Annotated in this window: 12 protein-coding genes and 1 pseudogene; 7 read left to right on the top strand and 6 right to left on the bottom strand. The window is 47.3% G+C overall.

Annotated elements, in window-relative coordinates; genetic code table 11:
* Positions 1–15: 15 nt before the first annotated feature.
* Positions 16–1,776, bottom strand: a complete 1,761-nt coding sequence (locus HMPREF9439_RS07595) for a flavocytochrome c (RefSeq protein ID WP_040603513.1) — start codon at positions 1,774–1,776, stop codon at positions 16–18.
* 131 nt (positions 1,777–1,907) lie between these two features.
* Here HMPREF9439_RS07595 and HMPREF9439_RS13490 point away from each other — a divergent pair.
* The 3 genes and pseudogenes from HMPREF9439_RS13490 to HMPREF9439_RS13655 all read left to right on the top strand — a co-directional run.
* A pseudogene (locus HMPREF9439_RS13490) lies at positions 1,908–2,093 on the top strand (helix-turn-helix domain-containing protein); the annotation flags it as partial.
* A 60-nt stretch (positions 2,094–2,153) separates the two neighbouring features.
* Positions 2,154–2,882: a LysR substrate-binding domain-containing protein gene (locus HMPREF9439_RS07590; RefSeq protein WP_244862415.1), complete on the top strand. Its 729-nt coding sequence runs from the start codon at positions 2,154–2,156 to the stop codon at positions 2,880–2,882.
* A 57-nt stretch (positions 2,883–2,939) separates the two neighbouring features.
* Positions 2,940–3,116 (top strand): helix-turn-helix domain-containing protein, encoded by a 177-nt coding sequence (locus HMPREF9439_RS13655; protein ID WP_157645866.1) that lies wholly within the window; start codon positions 2,940–2,942, stop codon positions 3,114–3,116.
* 582 nt (positions 3,117–3,698) lie between these two features.
* On the opposite strand, the gene HMPREF9439_RS07585 is transcribed toward HMPREF9439_RS13655, so the two are convergent.
* The gene (locus HMPREF9439_RS07585; protein WP_008864406.1) at positions 3,699–6,443 is read right to left on the bottom strand and encodes an autotransporter outer membrane beta-barrel domain-containing protein; all 2,745 of its coding nucleotides are present in this window, start codon (positions 6,441–6,443) and stop codon (positions 3,699–3,701) included.
* Positions 6,444–6,806: 363 nt separating this feature from the next.
* Between HMPREF9439_RS07585 and fdnG the strand changes: the two genes are divergently transcribed.
* The 3 genes from fdnG to nrfD are packed head-to-tail and all read left to right on the top strand — an operon-like array spanning position 6,807 to position 11,885.
* Entirely contained in the window at positions 6,807–10,019 is a 3,213-nt protein-coding gene (gene fdnG / locus HMPREF9439_RS07580; RefSeq protein WP_244862414.1) for a formate dehydrogenase-N subunit alpha, read from the top strand.
* 2 nt (positions 10,020–10,021) lie between these two features.
* On the top strand, positions 10,022–10,954 hold the full coding sequence (locus HMPREF9439_RS07575; RefSeq protein WP_244862413.1) for a 4Fe-4S dicluster domain-containing protein: 933 nt from the start codon (positions 10,022–10,024) through the stop codon (positions 10,952–10,954).
* Positions 10,955–10,964: 10 nt separating this feature from the next.
* Positions 10,965–11,885 (top strand): NrfD/PsrC family molybdoenzyme membrane anchor subunit, encoded by a 921-nt coding sequence (gene nrfD / locus HMPREF9439_RS07570; protein WP_008864403.1) that lies wholly within the window; start codon positions 10,965–10,967, stop codon positions 11,883–11,885.
* Positions 11,886–12,450: 565 nt separating this feature from the next.
* On the opposite strand, the gene HMPREF9439_RS07560 is transcribed toward nrfD, so the two are convergent.
* Complete coding sequence (locus HMPREF9439_RS07560) at positions 12,451–13,608, bottom strand: pyridoxal phosphate-dependent aminotransferase (RefSeq protein WP_008864402.1); 1,158 nt, start codon at positions 13,606–13,608, stop codon at positions 12,451–12,453.
* Positions 13,609–13,811: 203 nt separating this feature from the next.
* The gene (locus HMPREF9439_RS07555) at positions 13,812–15,107 is read right to left on the bottom strand and encodes an NCS2 family permease (RefSeq protein ID WP_008812323.1); all 1,296 of its coding nucleotides are present in this window, start codon (positions 15,105–15,107) and stop codon (positions 13,812–13,814) included.
* A 384-nt stretch (positions 15,108–15,491) separates the two neighbouring features.
* Here HMPREF9439_RS07555 and HMPREF9439_RS07550 point away from each other — a divergent pair, with 384 nt between their 5' ends.
* Positions 15,492–16,925: an MATE family efflux transporter gene (locus HMPREF9439_RS07550; RefSeq protein ID WP_040603510.1), complete on the top strand. Its 1,434-nt coding sequence runs from the start codon at positions 15,492–15,494 to the stop codon at positions 16,923–16,925.
* Between the two features lie 79 nt (positions 16,926–17,004).
* Here HMPREF9439_RS07550 and HMPREF9439_RS07545 read toward each other — a convergent pair whose 3' ends face one another.
* Together HMPREF9439_RS07545 and HMPREF9439_RS13485 are read right to left on the bottom strand one after the other, a co-directional pair.
* On the bottom strand, positions 17,005–17,478 hold the full coding sequence (locus tag HMPREF9439_RS07545) for an NHL repeat-containing protein (RefSeq protein ID WP_008864399.1): 474 nt from the start codon (positions 17,476–17,478) through the stop codon (positions 17,005–17,007).
* Positions 17,453–18,064, bottom strand: a 612-nt coding sequence (locus tag HMPREF9439_RS13485) for a zinc ribbon domain-containing protein (RefSeq protein WP_008864398.1), incomplete at its 5' end; no start/stop codon positions are given. The genes HMPREF9439_RS13485 and HMPREF9439_RS07545, both read right to left, overlap by 26 nt.

Below are 18,064 nucleotides of genomic sequence, written 5' to 3'. Positions count from 1 at the left end.
CTCCTTCAAGTGTAATTACTTCAAAGCAGATTGTCCGGAGATTCTTCCGAAAACCATCGCATCAGCAACGCCATTCCCGCCGACACGATTAGAGCCGTGAACACCTCCAGTGGCTTCGCCTGCGGCGAACAATCCTGGAATCACGTGCCCTGCCTTGTCTAACACCTGAGCTGCAGAATTAATTTGAATGCCACCCATTGTATGGTGAACTGCCGGTACCATTGGCGTGGCGTAGAAAGGACCTTCTGTCATCGGCTTATCATCCTGAGTGAATTTCTTAAAACCAAGATTATCTTCCTTAATCTTCCCAGTAACGACGTCGTTATAGGTGTCAATCGAGGCGCGAAGTTTTTTCGGGTCCATACCCGTTTTCTGAGCCAGCTCTTCAATCGTGTTGCCGGAGAAAGCTTGGCCAAGCTTGATCATTTCGCCAATCGTTAAGTTCTTCGACTGATAGTCAAGCGTCGGGTACTTAACGTGATTAGAAACAATCCAGTACTTGCCGCCTTCCTTGAAGACAGCCTTGCATAAAGTATCTCTCGCTGCATCTTCGTTTACAAAACGGTCACCCTGCGGCGTGAGGAAGATGCGGTTTCTTCCGCTGGGCCAGCTGGACATAATGCCTGTTTTCGGTGTTCCGCCGGGATGCAGCTGGATATCATCAAGGTTGATGACATTGGCACCGACCTGTTCGGCAAGTTTTAACCCATCGCCTTGAGATGCTTTGAAATTGTTCGTGCAGGGAATGTTTTTATCGAGCGTAACTTCTTTCCATACACCGGTATTTTTGGCTTGCCTCATTTCTACATTGGAACCAAAACCACCGGTTGCAATGATGACGCCTTTGCTCGCCATGAAATTGACGTCTTTACTATCATGCTTACCCAAAACACCAATCACCTTGCCTGCCTCATTCTTAATGAGTTTCACAGCCTGAGTATCGGTGAATACTTTCACTTTATCCGGATAGGCTTTAATGAACTTTTCCAACACGCGGATATAGCCATAACCACCTCCTTCGGCACCATGACCACGTGGATACAAGCCACCGACAATCACTCGTACCTTCGGCCCGAATCCAAGTCCTTTGCCTTCCAACCAATGCATCGTTGGCGGAGCTTCTTCAACCAGTTTCTTCACCAGCTCCGGATTGTTTTTGTTGTGACCGCCTCTCATCGTGTCTTGAAAATGTCTGTCGATGCTGTCGTCGATGTTTTGACGATTTTGTCTTTCGGGATCAACCGCGTTGTATCCGCCCCCGGAAACTACTGTGGAGCCACCTAAATAACCCAGCTTTTCAACAATGATCGCTGTTCCGCCAGCTTCGATGACTGACGCGGCAGCCGCAAGACCTGCCCCACCGCCTCCGACAATCACCACTTCACTGCTATAGGTATCCTTGAGCTGAGCCTTCGGAAGTTTGGTCTGAAATTTAGAGAGGTCGGCACCGGCAGCCTCAAGATTCTTCTTGACGGCATACTTCAACGCCATACTGGTCACGGAAGCGCCGGTTACATTATCAACATTGATAGTTTGATTCCTGATTATTTTCTTGGAAAGGTTAGCAATAGCCAGTTTGCCGACCCCTGGGCTCTCTCTGTTGTCTGTGAGAATATTGGCAATTTTTCCGTCTTTCATGATTACGTCGACGGTCATCGGTGCATTGTGTGCTTGAACCGTGTTGGAATAGACCTGGTTTGTTTCAGCGTAAACAGAAGAGGCAATCAGCACTCCAAATGCAGCTGCAGTCAGATGAAATTTTGCTGTTGTATTCATGAGATTCTCCTTGGAATGAAACACTGAAGAAATAGTAGAAAAAATTAAAAAATCAGGAATTTTCAAAGAATTCATTTCAGCTAAAATTGATAGAATTATCAATAAATATTGAAAAAATTCTCAATTTACTAATGAAAGCTTCTAATCAAATTGAGGTTTGGAAGTTATTTTTAGACCTTCGTCATTCAGGCAGCATTCGCAAAACCGCTGAACAATACGGACGTGATTCGGCGGAGATTTCCCGTACTCTAAGCAAATTGGAGAAAGAACTAAAAGTTCCTCTGTTAGATAGGCGTTCTCGCCCTTTTCGTCTAACGGAAACGGGAGAAGAACTCTTTCCTCTAGTCGAAGATATGGTCGGACGGTATGAGGAGCTCTTGGGAAAAATAGAACAGAAAGCGGATAAAGAGTCCGCCATAATAAAGATCATGGTCCCGAATACTTTCGTCTCTATCTCACACTCACTTTTCTTTGAGTACATCAAGTTCTTTCCGAAACATAAAATTCGCGTTATTACTCCTGTAAATACCGAAGAGTTCCAAAAAGGAAGCGCTGATATCGTGGCTGTCACAGGCCATGTCACACTTCCGGACTCTATTCTCATCCCTCGCGGCAGAATGATCTTTGTACCGGTTGCCGCTCCTTCCTTCATTGAAAAATACGGCCTTTTGGATCATCCAGACCGTTTAGCCGAAGTCCCGGTCGGACACACATTTGGCGGAGACAAGTTTTCGCATACGCCATTTGACAGCGTATGCAAGCAAGGAAAGCGCTGTCACCTTCATTTGCGCCAACAAATTGAGTGGTCCTCTCCAAATTTGTTGTTTGAGTCCGTATTGGCCGGAGAATGCGCATCTCCTGGAATGCCGCTCTTTTATTGCATAGACGCACTGCGAGCCGAAAAACTTGTCCCGATTCTTAACGGCTGGCACAGAGCTTCTCAGTTCAATTATCTCGCATGCCATTCATCACGTTGGAATGTTCCCTACATACGAACCTTCATGAATTGGTTTGCCGAAAGATTTGCTGAGAAAGAAGCCCATTATGAAAAAGAATTTGCAAAACTCTTCGGAGAGGAGCTTTTACACGAGTTGATGACTTCCTGAAAGTCATCGGTTTGAGCAGCTTCTGATGACCAGAATATTAAATAGAACCCGGGGCTTATCGTCGCTGAAGAGCTCGAGTATCTGCAAATCCCTGCCAGGGATTTTGCTAGACAGAGCAATGTCGATCCAAACTCGCTTTTAAAAATTCTGAGAGGCCAAGCGTCCATAACTCTTGACATTGCTGAGCGTTTGGTGAAGGCTTTAACTGGCCCTGATGCGGTCAGGCAATGGTAGCTGCCGGGTTCAACAAATCGCGCTCTGCCTCTTCTTCTCCTTACAGTAGGAGCAGTCTTTCCGGTTTGTCACTGGGATATGCGTACCCGTTTACCAAAAGAACAAACATTTATTTTTTAGTTAATGCTGCGTACGCGACACAAAAGAATGATGGCCCTAAAAAGTCAAGAGCATTCGTTACCGAGGAAGCTATCAGTCTGACACACTTTTTTTGATCATCGCTTCGTCCCCGCCTCGTCGCCAATTCACGTCTAACTTGATCATTTGAGAGAAGAAACTATCGCAGGCTGCGAAACTCAATGGCATTTGTTATGCAGATACAGAGGACTTCTCCGCGGGCGAGCCCTGAGATGGATAGCGGTCGTTCCGGTCGGAAAGGTCCAGGTGATAGAACTGCCGTGTGAGGCTTCTTAGAGGTGATACTACCCGTTATGCAAGATCTGAACTACTCACCACCGGCGTTCGTCGCGCTCGTAATCCACCTTTAGGCATTTTTGCTGAAGCGGCCGGGCTCCTCTTCGTTTACATGAAGAGGAGGAAGTCAATGACGGGCCGGCTAAAGTTTTCTATCCATTCTCATCCTCAAAATTCATACCTCAAGCCGATATCGGCCCGGAACTCTTGGTTGAGCTTACCTCCAAAAGAGCGCTTGATCTGTGCAAAACCTGATGTGTTCTTAGACAAATGCATCGTCCCTCCAATGCCAACATCTAACCAACTGTCTTTTAGGTTAACTGTGCTTCTGTTATTGGCAGTTCCCCCGATCATGTGATAGTCGGCACGATACCGAGCAGTAAACTCTCTCAGACCGTCCACCTTGACAAAAGCGCTGCCAAGACTTCCTTTGTATCCGCCGGAAAGCCCAACTCGTCCTATCACGCTATTAATGGCTTTTGTTCTAACACCGACAGCGGTGTCCGTATCAAAGCTATTTCCCTTAATCCGACCGTACAAAATTTGGAACTGCGGCTCAACAAACCAATTTTCTTCCTTTCCGAAACAAATACGTTTCCCGGCTTCTGCGCCCAGCTGAATCGCATAGTTGTTAAAGCGACCTCTGGAAATGTAGTCATAATTATCGGAAACGGCAGTGAACTTATTGTGCATCCGGCTCAATTTAAACACTAAATCGACATACATATCGTTGTTCCAAAGGAACGTTCCGTAACCGCTTAAACTGGCCATATTATTTTTCTCAGAACCGCCGTTAGATAAGTCCGCGTTTCCTCGAAGAACAGTTAACCCGGCTCCCGCCAGCCACTTTCCGTTTTCTGTATGCGTTACTGTTTTATCTAAGCCCAATTGAATGCCTCCAAAATCGTTTCGGAAATAAACTCCATTTTTATCGTACTTATTCCTTCCGCCGATTACTCGGACCCATGGACCTTCTGCACTTTCATCATCCCTTATTTCTCCGAGTCGCTGATAAAGCGTCTCGTTATCTTGGCGCCAAATGAAGTATTGAGTCAGTCCGACTCCGTCAATACTTGTCATTGTTGAGGTCTTGTCATTAATAATTTGCGGCTCATCGGTCCCGTGCGAATCTCCTCCTTCGATACTTCCGACGATCTCTCCTTCGTATTGATAGCGGGAAGCTGCATCTCCGCTGTTTGCTTCGCTTTCAAATCCGATTTCCTTGACTTCGTCGGGGTTTCCGACCGAACCAATCGGTTTTAATGCATATGCCGCCCTATATTTATTGATCAAGCCCTCATTAATAGCCACTGTTCCGTGTTTGACCTCTCCATTAAGTTGGCTCGTCTCCAAATTTTCAGCACCTGTATCTACAAAAACTCGACGTGCTGCTGAGCGGAGAACTTTTTCTGCACCCTTGATTGATAATTTATCTGGATCTTCCCCCATAACGGCAAGATTAATTCGAGATAGCGACCCGTCCTCTTGTTTCTCCACTTGTTTCAAAAAGACTCCGCCGGAAGTTACGTTGTTTCCCTCTCTAGAAAAAACAAACAGTGCATTCCCCCGGAATCTGCCCTGGTTATAAAGACCGCTGTGATCACCAAAACGGATGCGGTATGGAGTTGCCTTTATTCCAACCGAAAGAAGAGAATTTTCAGGATTTGCCTTCCCCATCAACGACCGTCCGATGAAAATATTTACACCCGGGTTCAAGGTAAGCTCACCACTGTTTGACGGTGAATTTTCTAACTTGAGAACCCCAAGATTTGTATTCGTTCCGGCCGCGTATAAGGATCCCGACTCAATGGTAAATTTTCCTTTTAACACGGTAACCGCATTAGAAGCGTCATCATAATCGGGTTTCACAGAGCTAACATGAACAGCTGCGCCTCCTGCATATGTACCATTCTGCGTTTTGGAGCCCACTCTAATCCTCGCCCCATCTTCATTAAGAGACTCAATAACTTGAAGTCCGCCTCGGTTTGCAATGCCTACGGTTCGCCGACTAAAGCCTTCCTGTCCCTCAACGCTTTGTTGAGGTAAGTCTGTAGTGGCCTGAATCAAGTATTGAATCCCGATGTATTGATTAGGCTCTCCGTCCTCTCTGATTTGATTCCAATTCAGTACCCCGAAGACAGGCCATGAATTCCTTATCTCCGTTCCCCCATTTCCGGGATCATTGATCTTTTCTGCTTTTTGCTGCAAGGAATCTACAATCACGCTGCCAATCGATTTTATGATTTGTCGGCCGTTAAAAAATTCATTTGTTCGATTATGCGGACCTGACAAATCATCGATTCCACTTAAGATACCAATTGGATTCGCGTACAGGACGCCTATGGACTCAATATATTGAATCCCCTTGCCGCGCTCAACAACGCCAAAAGTAAAGTTTTGTTCCGGCGACCCTATTGAATCAATTCTTGAAAAAATTTCCTGATGGCCTTCTGTTTGCCCGGCGCTGTAATTAGCAATCGCGCTTCCTCGATTGTTGTAATAACTCATGGAGTCATATGAATGACCGCTGCTGATGGCAATGGAAGAAATCTTATCGTCCTTTTTACCGATAATTTGGGTCCCGCTCCAATTCGTAATGACTGCACCGTCATAATAGACTGAATTGGAGAAATTACCATTCAAGTCAAGTTGATAGGCATTTCCAACATTTGCTAACAACATACCGAAAGAACCGGATATTTTTTGAGGAGATTCCCCAAAACTGTTTCCGTGTTCAAAAACCGTTCCATTTGCAGCGATGAGATTCTCACCAGGCTGGGAAGCATGATAAGACCCCGCAATTGGCTCCGAGAGTTCTTTCGCACCCAAATGACTCCAAAAGCTGCAGCCGAGAGCTGAGGCTATTGCCAAGCATAAATATTGGTTTAATTTTTTCCTTTTCAGATCAAACATGAATGTACAACCCATCGTAATATTAGTGTAAGTAACTCAAAACAAGTTATATAAGATTGCAGATGGTTAAATTAATAAGTTAAAACGGGTGGTATTAATTAACCAAAATAGGAAATCAAGGGATTAATCCGAAAATTATTTAGTAACGTCTTCATGGATATACAAAGGGATAGTTACCTAACGATATAAGGGGAAATTGATATTTGAAACTAAAAGTTGCTTTTTTGGACAACAGAATCCCCGCCGGTTAAATGGACTGTAAAACCACAGGGCTGCACGTCTTCAACCAATTTCGGTACTTTCCCTCCTTAAAAATCTCGATTCGGGCCGTGATAGGCCTTTCCTCTCTTCCGGAAATCAATAATGGCAATAGAAACAATCGGAGGATGCATGAGCTCGATCACAGACGTCTATAGTCCAAGGACGACATTTCGTTGTACACGCCTTCGCGGCGCTAAGGTCGGGAGTTCCGTCTGCCAATTTTGTGCAGTCGGATGTTCTCAATTGGGCTTTTTTAAAGACGGAAAATTAATCGATGTTGAGGGAGATCCTAGAAGTGCCGTTAACGAAGGCAGACTTTGCCCCAAGGGCTCTTCTACGTATGCTCTGAATGAGAACCCTTATAGAAAGGTCAAACCGATGTACCGCGCACCGGGTTCTGATCATTGGGAAGAGGTCTCTTTGGACTGGATGCTGAATACGGTGGCAAAACGTATTTGGGACACTAGGAATAAAGGATTTGTAGAAAAAGATCCGACAACCGGCATTACGGTCAATAACTGCGCCAATATCGGCTTTATCGGCGGTTCGGCGAACGACAATGAAGAATGCTATCTTTTCAGAAAACTCTTCACCGGCGGCCTCGGTATTCTGCCGGTTGAGAACTCTGCTCGTTACTGTCACTCGACGACCGTTGCTGCCTTAAGCCCAACCTTCGGTTTCGGTGCCTGCACCAACCCGCCTCGTGATCTTCTCAACAGCGACTGCATCCTAATCATGGGCTCGAATATGGCCGAAGCCCACCCTTGCGCCTTCTATTGGCCCATGCAGGCCAAAAAGAAGGGTGCGGTAACCATTCATGTGGACCCTCGCTACACCCGTACGAGCGCGGCTTGCGATCACCATGTGCATATTCGCCCGGAAACCGATATTGCTTTCCTTTCCGCGATCATTCGCTATATTCTGGAAAAGGACTTATGGTTCAAGGAATATGTGCTTGCTTATACCAATGCCTCAACCATTATTAATCCGAAATTTAATTTTGATCAAAACACGGGCTTATTTAACGGTTGGGATCCGACTACCCGTTCTTACAGCAAAGAACCTAATTCTTGGGACTATGAGTACGAAATAAATCCTGACGGTTCCCGTGGAGCGCCAAAAACAGATCCGACTCTTCAGGATCCTCACTGCGTATTTCAGCTGCTCAAAAAACAGGTGGAAAAGTACACCCCGGAAGCTTCGGCCAATATTTGCGGCTGCCGCCCCTGCGACATTATTAAAGTCGCCGAACTTTTGGCTCGCAATTCCGGGCCCGACAGAACCTCGGCGTTCTGTTACGCTACCGGCTTTACACAGCACTCGGCCGGTTCTCAGATCATCAGAACCTGTGCAATTCTTCAAACACTGCTCGGAAACATCGGAAGACCGGGCGGAGGCATCCTCGCTCTTCGCGGCCACTCCAATGTCCAGGGTGCAACGGATATCCCGACATTGTTTGCCGATCTTCCGAACTACATCCCGCTGCCAAAGGTTGCAGAGGGGAACGCCACGCTCAAAGACTATCTCGCCAACGGCCATGGATTCAGCGGTGCGAGAAACAAGTCAGATGGTATGTGGAAACTCGAAACTGAACGCGGTTCATGGGCTTCTCTTCCAAACTACATGGTTAGCCTCCTAAAAGCCTGGTACGGCGACTATGCTGTAAAAGAAAACGAATACGGATATCAGTGGCTTCCGAAACTCGGCGGCAATGAGTCTTTAACCGTCACGATTGAACGGGCAAAGAAAGGCGAAGTCGACGGCCTGTTGGTTTTTGGTCAAAACATTGCCGTTACGAACCCCAATACCGGTTGGGGGCGCGCCGCGATTCGCAACCTTAAGTGGCTGGTTGTCTGTGATTTATTCGAAAACGAAACCGCTTCTGTCTGGTATGCGGACCCGAATGGTCCTAAACCCTCAGAAGTTCAAACCGAAGTGTTTTACCTCCCGACAAATTCCTGCTTAGAAAAGGACGGCTCTGTCAATAATACAGAACGCTTGATGCAGTGGCATGACCGTATTAAAGCCGCACCCGGAGAATGCCGATCAGATGCCTGGTGGACTTATCAGCTTGGTAAGAGACTCAAAGCTTTGGCTGAAAGCTCCGGTCTTCCAAGAGATGAAGGTTTACGCAGTCTCACGTGGTCTTATGATGTGCCGCAGGGTAAGCAAAATGAAATGGGACTTCCTCCGATCGAGGGAGACTGTGACTTGGATGCCGTCGCTTTTGAAATGAACGGCTTTGATACGGCTACCGGGCGACCTGTTCAAGGTTCCTCTGAACTTAAGAGTGACGGGACAACTGCTTGCGGCTGCCGCCTGCTTGCCGGTTTCATCAACGAAGCGGGAGAAAACCTCACCAAACGGCGCGACGGCGGAACGGTCGATCATGAAATCGATCTGACTTATCGTTTTGCTTGGCCTACCAACTCCCGCATTCTCTATAACCGGTGCTCTGCCGCACCGGACGGTCATCCGTGGTCAGAGAGAAAGAAGCTCGTCTGGTGGGATGAGCACGAACAGAAGTGGGTCGGATATGACAAACCGCAGTTCGACGCAACTAAACCGCCTAGCTACCGGCCCGCTCCCGATGCCAGAGGCGGCGCTGCTCTGGACGGCACCGCTGCATTCGGCGCCCACTCGGACGGCAAAGCCTGGCTCTTCGTTCCCTATGGAATTAAAGAAGGACCCTTCCCTGTCTTCTATGAGTCCGTTGAATCGCCATATACCAATACTCTTTGGAGCACGAGCCGCGTTCCGGATGTCACAATCATCGACGATCCGATGAATCCGGTAACCGAGCCCGGAGATCCGGCCTACCCGACAGTGATGACGACTTACCATATGGTCGAACACTGGATGTCAGGCTCCATGACGAGAACCATTCCCTGGCTAGTAGGCCTGCAGCCGAGATCTTTCATCGAAATATCACCGGAATTAGCTGAAAGCATAGGAGTCACGACAGGAAACTATGTTTCCGTCAAGAGTCCGAGAAATGAAATTCAAGTGAGAGCTCTTGTCACACCGCGTTTGAGAATCGGCGTTATCGAAGGGCGCCAGGCGAGCATCGCCGGCCGCTTTGTCTGCTCGGGTTATAAGGGTATCGTCTGCGATCCGATTACTAACGACTTAAGCCCTGCGGATATGGCCGGTGACGGGCTAATCCCGAGCTCAAAGAGCTTCGTGGTGAAGATTGATACGCCGGATATGAGCAAAATTGAAAAATTCAATGAATTCCCTGTTGAATACCCGAAAGGAATGTCGGAGCCGATTCCTGAGACACCATGGGCCGCACAACCGGAAGAGAGGAACTAAATATGAAATCCATCAATTCCAAAAACATCTTTGACGTCGTCAAAGAGAAATATGCGCCCGATCAGCCGAAGAAGAATCACAAGATTGATCCGATTTACAGCCTGTTTGATCGAAATGATCCGCTCCCGAAGTGTCAGGAATTGGCTTTTTTTACTGATACTTCTATCTGTACCGGATGCAAATCCTGCGAAGTAGCTTGCAAGCAGTGGAATCAGTTGGAGTCGGATCCTTATCATTGGTCCGGAGATAGTTACGATAACACCGGCGACCTTTCCGCAAATAATTGGCGCCACGTAAAGTTCATAGAACGATTCTCTGAAAAGAATGCAGTTGATCGTCCGGCTCCGGCTACGATTGATGCTCTTCTTAAAGAACCTAAGGCCGGGAAATGGCTGTTCATGAGCGACCAATGCAAACACTGCCGAACCTCTCCCTGCCATGAGGCTTGCCCAACCGGTGCAATTGTGCGCAACGAATTCGGAGGAGTGTATTATCAGACAGATATCTGCATGGGCTGTGGAATGTGCGTCGCAGCATGTCCCTTTGGAGTTCCTGAAATCAGTCCTAAGTCAGGGCACTCCATGAAGTGCGCGGAGTGTTATGACCGCTTAAAAGACGGTTTGCGCCCCGCGTGTCAGGAGGCTTGTACTACAGGAGCAATTCAATTCGGACCGAGAGAGCTGATGGTCCGAGAAGCGCGCGACCGAGTGAACTATCTGATCACCCATGGGCATCCGGAAGCTCAGCTCTATGGTGTCGATCCGTTTGAAAACTACGACAGCTTGAATTCCTTCTACCTCTTAATGGACAAGCCCGAAGTTTACGGCTTACCCTCCGATCCGGTCACGCCGACAAAATACATGCCAGGCGATTATCTGAGAGGAGCTGCAACGCTCATTCTTTGCGCTGCAGCTATCGCGGCCTGTTTAGTCTGAGGAGGAAAAGATGAACATGACCAACATGAATAATCCTAAACCTTGGGCTGAAGGGCATCCCTCCCTTTATCAAGGACACGATATTACGCATCGCCCCGACTGGGGAAACATTATTGTTTGGGATGCTTTCTTTAACAATCTGACTGCTGGCTTCATGGTGTTAACCGGTATCGCCTGGTTTGCCGGTCCTCCTCTTTTTGCCGCAATTTTGCCTTTTGCATTAACACTTGCGCTGCTCATCGTGCTGGTAGACCTCGCGTTGTTAGTCTTTGACCTCGGAGATCCTCCCCGCTTTATCCATGCAATGCGCATACTGCATTTCACTTCGCCGCTTTCGGTCGGTGTTTGGGGACTCGCTTGTTATGCAACTTGCTTAGGCTGTGCAGTAGCCGTTTACTGGCTGTCTGTTTTTTCAGTTGCGACAAACGACTTTTTAGGACCTTACATCGGCTGGCTGGATATTTTGATGCGGCTCTTTACCGTACTGGCTTTCATCGGCGCAGTGGTTGTCATTTGCTATAAAGGCGTTGCATTTAGTTGCACATCACAACCTGGTGTTAAAAAAGCTCGCTGGCTGACTTCCTTTATGGTCTCGGATGCACTTCTGATGGGCTGCGGTCTTTACGCCATTCTTGCCGGCTGCTTGGGATTTTGGGATGCATGTGCCTACTTGTTGATGCCTTTCCTCATTCTCGAAGTCGCTAGAACCGTTGCTTTCAGCCTGCTTTGGATGGAAACTTCAGAAAGAGCTCGGCGAGTTTATTCCGGAGAAAACACTCTTCTGCGTATTTGGGTATACCTCATCGGAGGTCTGCTTGCCGCTGTTTTAGCTTTCTTTGGTGTGTACGGGATATGCGCCGCCGGGGCTTTAGTGCTGCTGACCGGCGTGTTTGAACGCTATTGGCTCATCGGTATCACAAAGAAGATTTAAGAAGAAGAAACCGGGTCGGAGTTAAGACCTCGGTTTCCTCCTCTTGTCTTCGAGTGAATAAATGCTGCAGCAGAAGGCTTCCTGAAGTATGTAGCCGTTTTGCCCGCGGCTGCACCCCAAGAATCGTATTTATATTATCCGGTTAAGTGTTTGATATGTGGCGATTGATTTTCCCGATTTTTGGCGCGATTTTATTCGGGGCTCACTTGTACTTTTGGGGAAATTACCTCCTTTTGCCTATCCCCGTAATCTTATTGATTTTGTTGTTTATTCCTTTCCGGCCCGTTTGCTGGATTTGGGAGATCTGTTTAATTTGTTTCGGCATTGAATGGCTAATTTCCGCTTACCAGCTTTATTTGCGCCGCATTTCAGCGGGAATGCCTTTTGTTTTAGGAACATCCATCCTCGTAGCCTGTGGGATTTTAACCATCGTCACTGCCACTGTCTTTTTCAGCAGACAGATCAAAAATCGTTATCCGCTGCATGTTTGAATCCTAACTTCAAATGACAACGACGGCATATTTACACAAAATACGCCGTCGATAAAATAAAAAATCAAAAATTTTTAAAACACGCCTTCTGAACGCATTTTTGTCAGTTCATTTGCGACATAGGCCATCTCCTGCGGCGTACCTAAGGAAATGCGGCACCAATTCATTGCAGGCGGGAACGGTCTGCCGACGATGATGTTTCGAGTAGCCATCTTCTTCTGGAATGCACGAATCGGTTCGTTTAACTCAAAGAACATGAAGTTCGTGCTCGAAGGGAGGTATTTAACCCCGAGCTTATCTAAACAAGAAGCTAAAATCTTTCGGCTCTCTAAGTTCGAAGCTCTGGAATAAGCCTGGAACGGTTCATCATCTAAGGAAACCAAAGCAGCAGTAACACCCGGATAGTTCAATTTTTCACCGGCTACCTGATCTTTCATCATCTTGATAATGCTCGGAGCGCCGACCGCAAAACCAACCCGCATCCCGGCCATAGCATATAGCTTCGAGAATGTCTTTAAGAGAACTACGTTGTCCAGCCCGTCCTGAATTAAACCTGCCATCGATTTGAATTTCGGATCGCTGACATACTCCGCATAGGCCTCATCCGCGATGAACAGGGTATTGTCCGGTTTACTCTTGACCCAAGGTTCGATTTCAGAGGCAGGTGTAACAGTCGACGTCGGGTTGTTGGGGTTGACGAAATAAACAATGGAGAAGCCGTCGAAACCGTCCACTGCCTTCTTGAGCCCTGCGACATCGACCTTCCAATCCGCGAGCATCGGAACTTTTACAACAGGAACGTTATAGAGGTTCGCAAAGTGCTCACCGTCGCCGTAAGTCAGTTCCGGAATAACCAACTGGACTTTGGGAAGACGGGAATATGCGCCCATTAGAGCTCTGATCCCTTCAGAAGAACCGTCCGTCAAAAGAAGGAAATTCTTTGGAACTTTATACATATCGCAAAGCTTACCGTGGAGCTGTGTAATCTCTGCTTTAGCGTAACGGTTTCCTTTTGCGACGGCGTCGCGTGCAGCGGCCTGTGCACTAGGACTCATACCCAGGGCGTTTTCATTAAAGTTAATGCGAATTGGATTATCTGCTGTCGGAGCGATGAAAGAAACATTCGCCGGTGCCTGTGCAAAAGCTTTGACAGGAAGGGCGGCACTGACTGCAGCACCTAATAGGCCGAAATTAAGGAAAGTCCGTCTTCTTAAAGCGAGAGAGTTTGACATTTTGGTTCTCCTGTTTGTGTTCGAATGCACTTGAACTACACGCATATTCCGTGCCAACTTTTTTGAGGTGTGATTAGCGCTTTAAAGGGAAACAAACAGAAAAACGGCAGAAAAATCCCCGCTTTGTGCACAACTAAGTAGCAGCGAGCACAAAAGCGGGGCAATTTTTAATTGAAATATCGGAATATTTCGATAACTTTCTATTAGTGGAGCAACAGCATCACAATAAAGAAGACCGACAACAGGTACATCTCGATGCGAATCTTCTTAAACTTGCCGGAGATCAAGTTAATCAGCACATAACTCAGAAGTCCAAAGACGATGCCGTTTGCAATGCTGTACGTAAGCGGAATCGTGATGATGCAGATAAATGCCGGAATGGCTTCCGCATAATCATCCAGGTCAATTTCCTTAATGCAGGAGATCATTAAGAAACCGACCAATATCAAGACCGGGGCAGTGGCCTGTGCCGGAATCGATAAGAAGAGCGGTGCAAAGAAAAGAGACAGAAAGAAGCAAACCGCAATCACAAAAGCCGTTAATCCGGACTTTCCTCCGACGGAAACTCCTGCTGCGCTTTCAACGTAAGTGGAAATCGCGCTCGTTCCCATGCAGGCTCCGATGGTTGTACCTACAGCATCTGCAAAGAAGGACTCCTTCATTCTCGGCATCTTGCCGTCTTTAACGAATCCGCCCTTGTATAGGAGGCTGACCAGAGTTCCTAAAGTATCAAACAAGTCCATGAATAAGAAGGAGAAGACAACCATCACCATATCCACGGTGAAAATGTTGTGCCATTCGAACTTCATGAAAATCGGTTCAACAGAAGGCGGAGTAGAGACAAAGCCGTCTAAATGGGTCAGGCCGAATGGTATGCCGCAAATCGTTGTAATTGCGATACCGATTAATAAGGCACCGGGAATATTTTTAACCAGAAGGACGGCGGTTGAAATTAAACCGACGATAACCAGCAAAACGCTCGGCTGGAAAATTTGACCAAGAGCCACCAGTGTTGCATCGTTTTTAACCGAAATTCCCGCGTTTTGGAGACCGATAAAAGCGATAAAAAGACCGATACCTACACCGATCGCCTTTTGAATACTCGGCGGCAAGGAATAAACGATCTTTTCTCGGACATTGGTCACAGTAAGGAGAATAAATATCAGACCTTCCAAGAGCACTGCGGTCAGCGCAAACTGCCAGGTATGCCCCATCGAAAGACAAACGGTATAGGCAAAGAAGGCATTGATACCCATACCCGGTGCAAGTCCGAAGGGCATCTTGGCATAGAGCGCCATGATAAGCGTCGCAATGCCGGAGGTAATCGCCGTGGTAGCAAAAAGCGCTCCTTTATCCATTCCCGTAATGCCAAGAATGGCTGGGTTTACAGCCAGAATATAGGCCATTGTGAGGAAAGTGGAGACGCCTGCGATGATTTCAGTTCTGATCGTCGTCGTTGCAGGATCAAATCCGAAGTATTTTGGGAGAAGCTGGTTCATTTCAACAAACGGTGTTTGAAGAGCAGGAAAATTAAACAAAACTTGAGAATTAAAACCGTTGTTCTCAAAGTTTTTGGCGAAAGATCCGGATTGTAGAAGAAAATTTTCCTGATTCTTTCCCCGCGCGCCCAGCTCAAGAACAAAATGGTTAACAAAGATGGAAGAGCTGAACCTCTAGCCTAGGGGAGCGATCGTGGACATCGGATTCCGGGACTGATCGAGGCAAGTCCGGTTGTAAGACTTTTGAAGCAGCCTTAATGAATTAACAGCCCTATCAAAATTCAACACGCGCTTAAGTAGAAGCAGCAAAAAGCTCTCTAGCAATAAGGCCCATAATCATTCCGTAATGTTCCTAAGGAAAAGAATGCTTCTAGAATGCGAGCTATGGCTACGAAGGATAAAAGAACAGAGCAGCTGTTTTCTCTTATCAGAAACGGCGCGCAATTAAATGTTTGGGACCAAATCGAACTCGTTTGGCGCTTGAGCCTGCCTGCGATTTTTGCTCAGATTTCTTTCGTGATGGTCCAATACATCGACGCGGCAATGGTCGGTCACCTTGGCGCAAACCCTGCGGCCTCGATCGGCTTGGTCTCTTCCTCCCTCTGGCTCGTATGGGGACTTATCACATCCGTTACAGCAGGCTTTACGGTTCAAGTCGCACAAAGAATCGGCGCAAAACAATTCGATGAGGCACGATCTGTACTCCGGCAGTCATTGTTTGTCGGCGGTCTTATCAGCATAGCAATTGCTATTGTCGGCGTTGCTCTTGCCCCCTATGTTCCGACATGGCTCGGAGGCGCCCCCGAGCTTTATGCAGATGCTAGAACTTATTTCGCCATATTTTGTCTCGGCACCCCTGCCGCCTTTTTAGGCTTTGTTGCTTCAAGCATGCTGAGAAGCACGGGAAATGTGAAACTTCCGAGCATGATTAATATCGGGATGTGCTTCTTGGACGCCATATTTAACTTGCTGCTTATCTTCCCGACTGCCACTTACAAGATTCTGGGGCTTAGCATTACGGTTCCCGGAGCCGATCTTGGTGTTGCCGGTGCTGCTTTAGGAACCATCCTGGCGGAGTCGGTCAGCACATTTTTGCTTCTTTGGTTCTTGGTTGTAAAGTCCGACAAAATTGCCCTCGTCGGCCACCCCGGCTCTTTCCTTCCTGAGATTTTCTGCATGAGACGAGTCGCCAGAATCGGCTCTCCGATCGCCTTAGAAAGAATGGCCATGAGCAGCGCCCAAATCGTCACGACGATGATTGTGGCGCCGTTAGGACCTTTATCTTTGGCGGCTCATTCTTTTGCCATAACTGCTGAGAGTTTATGCTATATGCCAGGTTACGGGGTTGCTGATGCCGCTTCCACCATCGTAGGCCAAAGCATCGGAGCAAAACGGCCGGACATGGCAAGAAGATTTTCCAAGATCAACGTCATCATGGTCATGGTCATCATGTCGGCTATGGGCGTAGTGATGTATTTGACAGCTCCTTGGATGATTGGGTTTATGACAACTAATCAATCCATTATCGAATTAGGATCCAGTGCTCTGCGAATTGAGGCGTTCGCAGAGCCGATGTTTGCTGCCGCTATTGTTAGCTGCAGTATTTTTGTGAGTGCCGGATTCACTTTGTTCCCAAGTCTTATGAATTTAGGGAGCATGTGGCTCATTCGTATTCCCTTGGCTTACTACCTGGCATCCCGAATGGGATTGGATGGTGTCTGGGTTGCGATGGCCTTTGAATTGTGCTTCAGAGGTGCGATCTTCTTATTTGCCCTTTCAAGGTTTGATTTTTCGAAGCGTCGGGGTATTGAAGATTAACAACCTTGTCAATAGGCAGAATGCCGGCGTTAAGCCGGCATTCTTTAAATCGGAGCGAGATCGATTTCAGTTTCGACTATCAATCTCTCAATGTAACAAGCACGTTCCGATTAAGGACCTTAAAACCGTCTTTATCTGCAATGAGACCTCGAACATCGTCAAGAGACGCAGGGAGAGCAAAGGCCTTTACAATCATCTCGTTCTTCGGATCAATCTCAAAGATGCAGTTGAAGTTTTTACTTACCGCAAACAGTTTTCCTTCATACATCGACAAGCCCGTGACGTAAAGTTCACCCAAACTTCGTCCTTCTTTCAGTAGATTAGTTTTAGGGGTAAATTCGCCCGATGTCACCATGTCTTGCATGAGCTGTTTACTAATCACAAATGTTTTGTGGTCACGGTTATTCGGAACGGTTGCCATATAGTTATATTCTCCTTCGGAAGCAGCGCTCATGACATGATGAAACTTAGAGCGAACAGTGTCCACACAGCCGCGTCCCAGAGCCAAGAAATGATCTTCTCCGTTATCAGGAAGCTGTACAAACCTGTACATCACTTCTCCGTTCGCTCTTCGATGAAGCTGAACGGGGAGATTCGCTCACAACACGCGCTTCATCTGAAGTCCTGTCGGTAACGGTTTCGTTCAATAATTTCCAACCGACGTGCCGACCGTCCAGTACTGCTTTCACCCGAGACGGAGACATACCTTTACGGATCTCCTTATCTCCTAAACGGCCGAGTATGTTTAACGCAGCAACCAAGTCAGCATGTTCGTGGTATCCGCAAGACGAGCACTTAAAGACATCCCCTCGTCGGTTCTTTTTGTCCGTGCAGTGACACCGGGGGCATTCTCTCGAACTGTGAGCAGGGTTTACTTCGTTTACTTCTATTCCATGTTTCTTTGCTTTATATCTGATCCTCTCCTGAAGGTATCCTCGCATCCAGCCGCTCAGCCGTCTATTCCACTTTTTGCCAAAGTGAGCCTTCATCCGAGCACTTAAATCTTCAACGACTATCGCCCTGATCGGGTTTATCTTCCGAGTGAAAAGAAGATTTAGCTCTCTGTTAACGAGGGTCTTAATGATTCCAATATCCTGGATATATCTAGCCCGCTGCTTCTTTCTGCCGAGGTTATGTTT

The organism is Parasutterella excrementihominis YIT 11859 (assembly GCF_000205025.1).
In the GTDB taxonomy this organism is placed as follows: Bacteria; Pseudomonadota; Gammaproteobacteria; order Burkholderiales; family Burkholderiaceae_F; genus Parasutterella; species Parasutterella excrementihominis.
Note: the sequence above shows the minus strand (reverse complement) of the source record. Positions and strands in the feature narration are given on the sequence as shown.

Coding starts and splice junctions, on each gene's coding strand:
- HMPREF9439_RS07575 (WP_244862413.1), top strand. CDS start 10,022: ATGAAATCCATCAATTCCAAAAACATCTTTGACGTCGTCAAAGAGAAA.
- HMPREF9439_RS07585 (WP_008864406.1), bottom strand. CDS start 6,443: ATGTTTGATCTGAAAAGGAAAAAATTAAACCAATATTTATGCTTGGCA.
- HMPREF9439_RS07545 (WP_008864399.1), bottom strand. CDS start 17,478: ATGTACAGGTTTGTACAGCTTCCTGATAACGGAGAAGATCATTTCTTG.
- HMPREF9439_RS07560 (WP_008864402.1), bottom strand. CDS start 13,608: ATGTCAAACTCTCTCGCTTTAAGAAGACGGACTTTCCTTAATTTCGGC.
- nrfD (WP_008864403.1), top strand. CDS start 10,965: ATGAACATGACCAACATGAATAATCCTAAACCTTGGGCTGAAGGGCAT.
- HMPREF9439_RS07595 (WP_040603513.1), bottom strand. CDS start 1,776: ATGAATACAACAGCAAAATTTCATCTGACTGCAGCTGCATTTGGAGTG.
- HMPREF9439_RS07555 (WP_008812323.1), bottom strand. CDS start 15,107: ATGAACCAGCTTCTCCCAAAATACTTCGGATTTGATCCTGCAACGACG.
- HMPREF9439_RS07550 (WP_040603510.1), top strand. CDS start 15,492: ATGGCTACGAAGGATAAAAGAACAGAGCAGCTGTTTTCTCTTATCAGA.
- fdnG (WP_244862414.1), top strand. CDS start 6,807: ATGGCAATAGAAACAATCGGAGGATGCATGAGCTCGATCACAGACGTC.